The 9,750-nt window shown below is 77.4% G+C and carries 10 protein-coding genes; 8 read left to right on the top strand and 2 right to left on the bottom strand.

Translation table 11 applies throughout. From position 1 onward, the window contains the following. Positions 1 to 73: 73 nt before the first annotated feature. Positions 74 to 526 carry a hypothetical protein gene (locus tag ACRYR7_RS21780; RefSeq protein ID WP_432574209.1) on the top strand — a complete coding sequence of 151 codons (453 nt, stop codon included), beginning with the start codon at positions 74 to 76 and terminating at the stop codon, positions 524 to 526. Between the two features lie 51 nt (positions 527 to 577). Here ACRYR7_RS21780 and ACRYR7_RS21775 read toward each other — a convergent pair whose 3' ends face one another. Next, entirely contained in the window at positions 578 to 1,075 is a 498-nt protein-coding gene (locus tag ACRYR7_RS21775) for a DUF456 family protein (RefSeq protein ID WP_432574208.1), read from the bottom strand. A 50-nt stretch (positions 1,076 to 1,125) separates the two neighbouring features. Next, entirely contained in the window at positions 1,126 to 1,326 is a 201-nt protein-coding gene (locus ACRYR7_RS21770) for a DUF7455 domain-containing protein (RefSeq protein WP_432574210.1), read from the bottom strand. A 247-nt stretch (positions 1,327 to 1,573) separates the two neighbouring features. Here ACRYR7_RS21770 and ACRYR7_RS21765 point away from each other — a divergent pair, with 247 nt between their 5' ends. The 7 genes from ACRYR7_RS21765 to ACRYR7_RS21735 all read left to right on the top strand — a co-directional run. Then, positions 1,574 to 3,685, top strand: a complete 2,112-nt coding sequence (locus ACRYR7_RS21765; RefSeq protein WP_432574207.1) for a DNA gyrase/topoisomerase IV subunit B — start codon at positions 1,574 to 1,576, stop codon at positions 3,683 to 3,685. 294 nt (positions 3,686 to 3,979) lie between these two features. Then, positions 3,980 to 4,741 carry a DeoR/GlpR family DNA-binding transcription regulator gene (locus tag ACRYR7_RS21760; protein ID WP_432574206.1) on the top strand — a complete coding sequence of 254 codons (762 nt, stop codon included), beginning with the start codon at positions 3,980 to 3,982 and terminating at the stop codon, positions 4,739 to 4,741. After that, a complete protein-coding gene (locus ACRYR7_RS21755) occupies positions 4,738 to 5,712 on the top strand; it encodes a 1-phosphofructokinase family hexose kinase (protein WP_432574205.1) in 975 nt (324 codons plus the stop codon). The genes ACRYR7_RS21760 and ACRYR7_RS21755 overlap by 4 nt, the downstream gene beginning before the upstream one ends. Continuing rightward, positions 5,709 to 6,185 carry a PTS sugar transporter subunit IIA gene (locus tag ACRYR7_RS21750; protein WP_432574204.1) on the top strand — a complete coding sequence of 159 codons (477 nt, stop codon included), beginning with the start codon at positions 5,709 to 5,711 and terminating at the stop codon, positions 6,183 to 6,185. Before ACRYR7_RS21755 ends, ACRYR7_RS21750 begins: the two co-directional genes overlap by 4 nt. After that, positions 6,182 to 7,735 (top strand): PTS fructose transporter subunit IIC, encoded by a 1,554-nt coding sequence (locus ACRYR7_RS21745; protein ID WP_432574203.1) that lies wholly within the window; start codon positions 6,182 to 6,184, stop codon positions 7,733 to 7,735. Before ACRYR7_RS21750 ends, ACRYR7_RS21745 begins: the two co-directional genes overlap by 4 nt. A 130-nt stretch (positions 7,736 to 7,865) precedes the next feature. Then, entirely contained in the window at positions 7,866 to 8,135 is a 270-nt protein-coding gene (locus tag ACRYR7_RS21740) for an HPr family phosphocarrier protein (RefSeq protein WP_432574202.1), read from the top strand. A 39-nt stretch (positions 8,136 to 8,174) separates the two neighbouring features. Continuing rightward, positions 8,175 to 9,750: putative PEP-binding protein (locus tag ACRYR7_RS21735; RefSeq protein WP_432574201.1), on the top strand; the 1,576-nt coding region annotated here is incomplete at its 3' end.

The raw sequence follows: 9,750 nt of genomic DNA, 5'->3' as shown, positions 1-9,750 counted from the left end.
GGTCCGCGCAGAGCGGACCGGGGGCCGAGGTGCGTCCGGGCGCGGTGCCGCCCGCTCGGCTACCGTGCCGCGGGTGGCCGCAGCCGCAGGGGGCGAGCGCGAGGAGTGGCGGCGCGGACGGGCCGAGGCGGCCGCCGCGCACGCCGCGGCCGCCGAGCGCGCCCGCACCGCGGAGGCCGAGCGCGCCCGGGCCCTGCTCGGGGCGTTCGTGGCCGAGGTGCGCCGGCGCGGCGTCGCGCCGGTGCCGCTGCGGGCCCGGGTCGGCGGTGGTCGCGCCCGCACGGGCGCGCACGGCTGGTACCTGCGCCGCGACGAGTCGCTGGCCGTCGCGGTGGACGGCGCCTTCCACGTCCTGACCGTGCCCGGCGGTCTGCGCGAGCGGCTGCTCGGGGTGCGCCTGGTGGCGTCCGACCCGCCCCTGCAGGTGGGGCGCGGCGCGCGCGACGGGGAGTCCGTGGAGCTGGCCGAGCTGCTGCGCCGCCGGCTGGCGGACCTGGACGGCGGGGAGCCCGCGCGCGGCGGGTGAGGAGGGGGCGCGGCGGCCGGGTGGGCGCCGGGTTCCGGGGCGCCGGCGCGTTCAGGCGCGCAGCGTCAGGGCGCCCACCGCCCACGCGGCGGCGGCGAGCGTGCCCGCGAGGCCCTCGATGGCCACGCTGAGCCCGACGCCCTTGAGGGCCACGACGGTGGAGGACCACGCCGCGCCGGCGCCGAGCCGGGTGCGCGGGGCGCGGGCGAGCTCGGCGAGGAAGACGCCGAGGACGAAGCCCAGCGCGAGGCCCAGCACGGGGACGACGAAGAAGCCGACGACGCCGAGGGCGCCGCCGAGCAGCAGGGTGGTGCGCCGGATCCCCGCGCGGGCCAGGCGCCGGCCGGGCACGAGGTACATGGCGACCTGCCCGGCGACCAGCAGGGCGGCGGCCCCGGCGAAGAAGGCCCAGGCGGCCCCGCCCTGGACGGCGGCCCACACCAGCACGGCCAGGCCGATGAGCACCGTGCCCGGCAGCACCGGCACGACGACGCCGACGAGGCCCACGGCCACGGCCAGGGCCACGACGACGAGCCCGGCGTCACCCACGGGGGTGGCGCCGGGCTCGTCGGTCGGTGCGGTACGTGCTCAGAGCGACCTCAGCGCTCGTCGACCGGGGCGGTCGACGGGGTCGAGGTCAGCTTGCGGGACTCGTCCTGGATGTCCCGCGCCACCTCGCGGAGGGCGTCGCGGTGCTCGCGCCCGTGGTGGGCGCAGAAGAGCAGCTCGCCCCCGGAGGCCAGCAGGACCCGCACGTAGGCCTGGGCGCCGCAGCGGTCGCAGCGGTCGGCGGCCGTCATCGGGTCGCTGGCAAGGGCTGTTGTGGTGGTGGTCACTCCACGACTCCTTCCGGTCCTGCGGGCGGCGGCAGCGGGTGCTCCCGCGCCCACTCTTCCCCAACCCCCGTCCACCCGCGCGCGTTCCCACGCCGGGGGAGCAACGCGTTCGCTCTGGGCGGATGCCCGCCGTCCCCGGCCGCCGCGGGCGCTGCGCGGGGCGGCGCGCGGTGACCGGGGTCGCGTCGGGGGCGGCGTCTACCCTGCGGGGGTGACTGCACCCAGCTCGGCACCCCATCCCCGCAAGCCCCGGGACGGCGACGGGTCCGAGGGCTACACCGCGGCGCACCTGCTGGTCCTGGAGGGCCTGGAGGCCGTCCGCAAGCGCCCCGGCATGTACATCGGCTCCACCGACTCCCGCGGCCTCATGCACTGCCTGTGGGAGATCATCGACAACTCCGTGGACGAGGCCCTGGGCGGGCACTGCACCCGCATCGACGTGGTGCTGCGCGCCGACGGCTCGGTGGAGGTGCGCGACGACGGGCGCGGCATCCCGGTGGACGTCGAGCGGCGCACGGGCCTGTCCGGCGTCGAGGTGGTCTTCACGCACCTGCACGCGGGCGGCAAGTTCGGCGGCGGGTCCTACTCCGCCTCCGGCGGCCTGCACGGCGTGGGCGCCAGCGTCGTCAACGCCCTCTCGGCGCGCCTGGACGTGGAGGTGGACCGCGGCGGCAAGACGTACGCCACGAGCTTCCGCCGCGGCACGCCGGGCCGCTACGCCGGCGAGGGGCCGGAGGCGCCGTTCACGCCCGCCACGGGCCTGGAGGTCGTCGGGCGGGCCAAGCGCGGGGCCACGGGCACCCGGGTGCGCTACTGGGCCGACGCGCAGATCTTCCTCAAGACCGCCCGGTTCTCCTACGAGGACCTCGCCGCGCGGGCGCGGCAGACCTCCTTCCTCGTGCCGGGCCTGCGCATCGTCGTGCGCGACGAGCGCGGCGAGCAGCCCACCGAGGAGGTCTTCCAGCACGACGGCGGCATCGGCGAGTACGCCGACTTCCTCACCCCCGACGCGCCGGTGACCTCCGTGTGGCGCCTGCAGGGCGAGGACGTCTTCACCGAGACCGTGCCGGTGCTGGACGACAGCGGGCACATGACGCCGCAGGACGTGCAGCGCCAGTGCGTCGTGGACGTCGCGCTGCGCTGGGGCACCGGCTACGACGCCACCGTGCGCTCCTTCGTCAACATCATCGCCACCCCCAAGGGCGGCACCCACCTGTCCGGCTTCGAGCAGGGCCTGTTCGCGGCGGTGAAGAAGCAGGTCGACGCCCAGGCCCGGCGCCTGAAGGTGGGCCGGGACGAGAAGCTGGAGAAGGACGACATCCTCGCCGGGCTGACCGCGGTGGTCACCGTCCGCCTGGCCGAGCCGCAGTTCGAGGGCCAGACCAAGGAGGTCCTGGGCACCGCGGCCGTGCGCCAGATCGTGCGCCGGGTCGTCGAGCGCGAGCTGGGCGAGGTCCTCACCTCCGCCAAGCGGGAGGACAAGCAGCAGGCCACCGCCGTGCTGGACAAGGTCGTCTCGGAGATGAAGAGCCGCATCTCCGCGCGCCTGCACAAGGAGACGCAGCGGCGCAAGAACGCCCTGGAGTCCTCCTCGCTGCCGGCGAAGCTGAAGGACTGCCGTTCCGACGACACCGCGCGCACCGAGCTGTTCCTCGTGGAGGGCGACTCGGCGCTGGGCACGGCGATGGGGGCGCGCAACTCGGAGTACCAGGCGCTGCTGCCGCTGCGCGGCAAGATCCTCAACGTCCAGAAGGCGTCCGTGTCGGACATGCTCAAGAACGCCGAGTGCGCCTCGATCATCCAGGTGGTCGGCGCCGGGTCGGGCCGCAGCTTCGACCTGTCCGCGGTGCGCTACGGCAAGATCGTGCTGATGACCGACGCCGACGTGGACGGCGCGCACATCCGCACGCTGCTGCTGACGCTGTTCTTCCGGTACATGCGCCCGCTGGTGGAGGCGGGGCGGGTCTTCGCCGCCGTGCCGCCGCTGCACCGCATCGAGGTCAACGGCACGGGCCGGGCGAAGAAGGAGGTGGTCTACACCTACTCCGACGCCGAGCTGCGCCGCGTCACGGCGGACCTGAACCGCCGCGGGCGCACCTACAAGGACCCCCAGCGCTACAAGGGCCTGGGGGAGATGGACGAGGACCAGCTCGCCGAGACGACGATGGAGCCGCAGCACCGCACGCTGCGGCGGGTGACCATCGCCGACGGCGAGGCGGCCGAGCGCGTCTTCGAGCTGCTCATGGGCAACGACGTCGCGCCCCGCAAGGACTTCATCATCGCCGGCGCCGCCCGCCTGGACCGCGAGCGCATCGACGCCTGAGCCTCGCGGCACCCCCGCGGTGCCCGCAGCCGCCCCCGACGCCCCCGACGCCCCCGCAGCCTCCCGGCCGCGGGGGCGTCGGCGTGGTGGCCCCGGGCACCGGATGTGGTTTCGGCTCCGCTTGCGTGTCCGAACGTGCCCGTTTGCTTGACATCGCGTCCGGTACGGGCCCATCATCGTGCCCACCGGGGCCCCGCGGGTCCCGCGCCGCAGCGCAGCAGCGCCCGCCCGAGGGGGCCGGCCGCGGGTGCGCGGCGGACCAGCAGCGGATCGGCACGGACGACGGAGTCGGCGATGTACGCACCGGAGCGCCACCAGGCGATCCTCGAGACGGCCCGCGCGGCCGGGCGCGTGGAGGTCACCGCCCTGGCGGAGGCGCTGGACGTCACCGCCGAGACGATCCGCCGCGACCTGACCGCCCTGGAGCGCCACGGCCTGGTGCGCCGCGTGCACGGCGGGGCCATCCCCGTCGAGCGCCTGGGCACCGAGCTGGCCGTGGGGGAGCGCCAGGGGGTCTTCAGCGCCGAGAAGGAGCGCATCGCCAAGACCGCCGTGGCCGAGCTGCCCGACGGCGGCACGGTCGTCGTCGACGCCGGCACCACCACCGCCCGCCTCGCCGAGCTGCTGCCCACCGACCGCGACCTCGTCGTGGTCACCCACGGCCTGCAGGTCGCCCAGGCGCTGGCCACCCGCCCCAACGTCACCCTGCACCTGGTCGGCGGGCAGGTGCGCCCGCGCACCCTGGCCGCCGTCGGCTCCTGGGCCGAGCGCGCCCTGGCCGAGGTGTTCGCCGACGTGTGCTTCCTGGGCACCAACGGCCTGAGCGTGGAGCGGGGCCTGACCACGCCCGACCTCGCCGAGGCCGGCGTCAAGCGGGCCCTGATGCGCGCCGCCCGCCGCACCGTCGTCCTGGCCGACCACTCCAAGCTCGGCCGCGACGACTTCGCCCACGTCGCTGACCTGGAAGGGGTCGACACCGTGATCACGGACTCCGGGGCGGACCCCGACGTCGTCGCCGACGTCGAGGCCGCCGGGCCCAGGGTGGTGCGGGCGTGAGCGCCGGGCACCCGGCGGTCCTGACCGTCACCCCCAACCCCAGCGTCGACCGCACGCTCGAGCTGGACGTCCTCACCCGCGGCGAGGTGCACCGCGCCACCGGCGCCTCCGTGGAGGCCGGCGGCAAGGGCGTCAACGTCGCCCGCGCCCTGGCCCTGCACGGCGCCCGCGCCGCGGCCGTGCTGCCCTGCGGCGGCGTCGACGGCGAGCTGCTCGTCGGCCTGCTGGCCCCCCAGCGCGTGGAGGTGGTGCCCGTCGCCATCGCCGGCGCGGTCCGCAGCAACACCACCGTCGTCGAGGCCGACGGCACCACCACCAAGCTCAACGAGGCCGGCCCGCAGCTGAGCGGGCCGGAGGTCGAGGCGCTGCTGCGCACCGTGCGCGCCCGCCTCACCGTGGCCCCGCGCTGGCTGGCCTCCTCCGGAAGCCTGCCGCCGGGCGCGCCGGTGGACCTGCACGCCCGCGTGGTGCGCCTGGGCCGCGGCAGCGGCACCCCCACCGCCGTGGACACCTCCGGCGCCGCGCTGGCCGCGGCCGTCGAGGCCGGCCCCGACGTGGTCAAGCCGAACCTCGAGGAGCTGTGCGAGCTGGTGGCCCGCGAGCTGCTCACGGTCGGCGACGTGCGCGCCGCGGCGGCCGGCCTGCGCGCGCGCGGCTGCGGCGACGTCCTCGTCAGCCTCGGCGAGGCCGGCGCGCTGCTGGCCACCGCCGAGGGCACCTGGTGGGCCGGCGGCCCGCCGCTGGTGCCGCGCAGCACGGTCGGCGCGGGGGACTGCACCCTCGCCGGCTACCTGCACGAGCAGGGCCCGGCGCCGCGGCGCCTGGCCACCGCGGTCGCGTGGGGGCGCGCGGCCGTGCTGCTGCCGGGCAGCACCGTCCCCGGCCCCGAGCAGACGGCGGCGGGCGCCGCCGGCGTCCGCGTCGTCCCCGACCCCGACCCCGAGACCCCCGTGAAGGACCTGAAGCCGTGAGCGACACCGCGAACACCCCGGACCTCATCACCCCCGAGCTGGTCATCGCCGACCTGCGCGCGAGCGACCGCGTCGACGCGACCCGTCAGCTCGCCCGCACCCTGCAGGCCGCCGGCCGCGTCACCGACCTGGAGCAGTTCCTCGCCGACGTCGCCGCCCGCGAGCAGCAGATGGCCACCGGCATCCCCGGCGGCATCGGCCTGCCGCACGCCCGCTCCTCGGCCGTCACGGTCCCCAGCCTGGCCGTGGGCCGCGTCACCTCCGGCGAGCGCGTGGACTTCGGCGCCCCCGACGGCCCGGCGAACCTCGTCTTCCTCATCGCCGCCCCCACCACCGGCGAGGCCGACCACATGACGATCCTCGCCGCCCTGGCCCGCAAGCTCGTGCACGTCTCGTTCCGCCAGTCCCTGCTCGACGCCCCCGACGCCGCGTCGGTGGCGAGGACCGTCATGGAGGAGGTCTACGGACGATGAGGTTCGTCGCGATCACGTCCTGCCCCACGGGCATCGCCCACACCTACATGGCCGCCGAGGCCCTGGAGCAGGCCGGCAGGGCCGCCGGCCACGAGGTGAGCGTGGAGACGCAGGGCTCGGCCGGCTCCGCGCCCTTCGACCCCGCCGTCATCGACGCCGCCGACGGCGTCATCTTCGCCGCGGACCTGGAGGTGCGCGACAAGGACCGCTTCGCCGGCAAGCCCTTCGTCGACGTCGGCGTCAAGAAGGCCGTCGCCGACGCCCCCGGCGTCGTGGCCGCCGCCGTCGCCGCCGTCGAGGCCGCCCCGCGCGGTGCCGCGGCCGGCGCCACCGGTGCCGCCGGTGCCACCGCGCCCTCCGGCGCCCCGGCCCCCGCGGCGCGCGCCACCTCCGGCGCCGGCGTGGGCACCCGGGTGCGCCAGTGGCTCATGACGGGCGTCAGCTACATGATCCCGTTCGTCGCCGCGGGCGGCATCCTCATCGCCCTGGCGTTCATGCTGGGCGGCTACGAGATCGCCCTGGACCGCGGCGACCAGAGCGCGAACGCCTACTTCACCGGCCTGTTCGCCGACGGCTTCGACGCCGGCAGCCGCGAGCAGTGGGCCGGCCTGCTGCTGGTGGTGGGCCAGGCGGCGTTCGGGTTCCTCGTGCCCGTCCTGGCCGGGTTCATCGCCTTCGGCATCGCCGACCGCCCCGGCATCGCTCCCGGCTTCGTCGGCGGCGCGCTCGCGGTGACCGTCGGCGCCGGCTTCCTCGGCGGCCTGGCCGCCGGCTTCCTCGGCGGCTTCGTCGCCCTGGGCCTGGCGCGGCTGAAGGTGCCCAACGCGGTGCGCGGCGTCATGCCCGTCGTCGTCATCCCGCTGATCGCCACGATCGTCACCGGCGCCGTGATGCTCGTGGTCCTGGGCCGGCCGCTGAAGCGGCTGATGGACGAGCTCACCAGCGGGCTGAACTCCCTGTCCGGCTCCGGGATCGTCCTGCTGGGCGTCATCCTCGGCGTGATGATGGCCGCCGACCTCGGCGGGCCGATCAACAAGGTCGCCTACACCTTCGCCACCACCGGCCTGGCCACCGCCGCGGCCGCCTCCGGCAGCCCCGTGGAGCTGAAGGTCATGGCCGCCGTCATGGCCGCGGGCATGACCCCGCCGCTGGGCATCGCGCTGGCCACGTTCCTGCGCAAGCGCCTGTTCACCGAGTCCGAGCAGCAGAACGGCAAGGCCGCGGTCCTGCTGGGCGCGTTCTTCATCTCCGAGGGCGCCATCCCGTTCGCCGCCGCCGCGCCGCTGCGCATCATCCCGGCCGCCATGCTCGGCTCCGGCGTCACCGGCGGGCTGGTCATGGCCTTCGGCAACGCGCTGCGCGCCCCGCACGGCGGCGTGGTCGTCCTGGGCCTGGTCAGCAGCCCGCTGCTGTACCTGCTGGCCATCGTCGTCGGCTCGGTCGTCACCGGCCTGGCCGTCGTGGCCCTCAAGAGCCTGCACCGCGAGCCCGCCGCGCAGGACGCCGCGGCCGCCGGCGCCGGCAGCACCCCCGCGGCCGTCTCGGCCTGACCCGCCGCCCACCCCGCCGCCCACCCCGCCGCGCCCGGCGGCCCGCCCCTGCGGCAGGCTGCCTGGCGCGCGGCGGGCCCCGAGCCCGCCCCGCGCGACCCGTTCCGCTCCCACCCCCCCGGAGGACCCCGTGCCCAGCCGCACCGCCACCGTCGCCTCGCGCGTCGGCCTGCACGCCCGCCCCGCGTCCCTGTTCGTCCAGGCCGCCGTCGCCACCGGCCTGCCGGTGACGATCGCCAAGGGCGACGGCGCCCCCGTCGACGCCCGCAGCATCCTCATGGTCATGGGCCTGGGCGCCAAGCACGGCGAGACCGTGACCCTCACCGCCGACGGCGAGGGCGCCGAGCAGGCGCTCGAGGCGCTGGCCGGCGTGGTCGAGACCGACCACGACGCCGCCTGACCCGACCCGACCGACCCGACCCAGGACCGAGGACCCGCCGTGACGCTCACCGAACCCGCGACGCCCGCCGTGCTGACCGGCGTGGGCGTCGGCACCTCCGCCGCCGTCGGCACCGTCGTGCTCGTCGCCCCCGCCGCCCGGCCCCCGGCCGACGAGCCGGCGCCGAGCGACCCGGCGGCCGCGGCCGCCGCCGTGCGCGAGGCGTTCGCGGCCGTGGCCGCCACGCTGCGCGAGCGCGCCGCGGCCGCCGGCGGCACCACCGCCGACGTGCTGCGGGCCACCGCGCTGATGGCCGAGGACCCCGGCCTGCTCGCCGACGTCGAGCGGCGCCTGGGCGCGGGCACCGGCCCGGCCGGCGCGGTCGACGCGGCCGTGGAGGGCTTCTGCGAGGTCCTCGCCGCCTCCGGCCCGTACCTGGCCGAGCGCGTCACCGACCTGCGCGACGTGCGCGACCGCGTCGTGGCGCACCTGCTGGGCCTGCCGCAGCCGGGCGTGCCGGACCTGCACGGCCCCTCGGTCGTGGTGGCCGCCGACCTCGCGCCGGCGGACACCGCGACCCTGGACCTGTCCAGGGTCGTCGGCATCGTCACCGAGCTGGGCGGCCCCACCAGCCACACCGCGATCATCGCCGCGCAGCTCGACGTGCCGTGCGTGGTGCGGGTGGCCGGCGCCCTGTCGCTGCCGGCGGGGGAGCGGGTCGTGCTCGACGCCCGCGAGGGCACCGTCACCCCCGACCCCTCCGCCGAGCTGCTCGAGGCCGTCGAGGCGCGCCGCGCCGCCCGCGCCGCGCTGGCCTCGGCCGGCGGCGGGCCCGGGCGCACCGCCGACGGGGTGGCGGTGCAGCTGCTCGCCAACGTCGGCGCCGTCGAGGACGCCGAGCGCGCCGCCGCCGGCTCCGGCGCCGCCGCCGTGGAGGGCGTGGGCCTGTTCCGCACCGAGGTCCTCTTCCTGGAGCGCACCTCCGAGCCCACCGAGGCCGAGCAGGCCGACGCCTACGCGCGCGTGCTGGCCGCGTTCGCCGGCCGCAAGGTCGTCGTGCGCACCCTGGACGCCGGCGCGGACAAGCCGCTGGCCTTCGTGGAGGTCGAGCCGGAGGAGAACCCGGCCCTGGGCGTGCGCGGCCTGCGCACCGCCCGCCGCCACCCGCACCTGCTGACCACCCAGCTGCGCGCCCTGGCCGCCGCCGCCGAGCGCACCGGCACCGACCCGTGGGTGATGGCCCCCATGGTCGCCACCCCGGACGAGGCCGCGGACTTCGCCGCGCAGGCGCGCGCGGCCGGGCTGCGCACCGTCGGCGCGATGGTGGAGGTGCCCGCCGCGGCGCTGCGCGCGCCCGCGCTGCTGGCCGCCGGGCTGGACTTCGTCAGCATCGGCACCAACGACCTGACCCAGTACGCCATGGCCGCCGACCGCCTCGCCGGCGAGCTCGCCGAGCTGCTGGACCCCTGGCAGCCGGCCGTGCTGCAGCTCGTCGGGCTGACCGGCGAGGGGGGGGGGGGGGGGGGGGGGGGGGGGGGGGGGGGGGGGGGGGGGGGGGGGGGGGGGGGGGGGGGGGGGGGGGGGGGGGGGGTGGGGGGGGGGGGGGTGGGGGGGGGGGGGGGGGGGGGGGGGGGGG

Source organism: Kineococcus gurbantunggutensis (genome assembly GCF_050871925.1).
Classification (GTDB): Bacteria; Actinomycetota; Actinomycetes; order Actinomycetales; family Kineococcaceae; genus Kineococcus.
The sequence above is the reverse complement of the archived record's forward strand: the minus strand, read 5'-3'. Positions and strand labels throughout refer to the sequence as shown.

Excerpts from the sequence above, each read along its gene's own strand:
- ACRYR7_RS21770 (WP_432574210.1), bottom strand. The coding sequence starts at position 1,326 with ATGACGGCCGCCGACCGCTGCGACCGCTGCGGCGCCCAGGCCTACGTG.
- ACRYR7_RS21745 (WP_432574203.1), top strand. The coding sequence starts at position 6,182 with ATGAGGTTCGTCGCGATCACGTCCTGCCCCACGGGCATCGCCCACACC.
- ACRYR7_RS21760 (WP_432574206.1), top strand. The coding sequence starts at position 3,980 with ATGTACGCACCGGAGCGCCACCAGGCGATCCTCGAGACGGCCCGCGCG.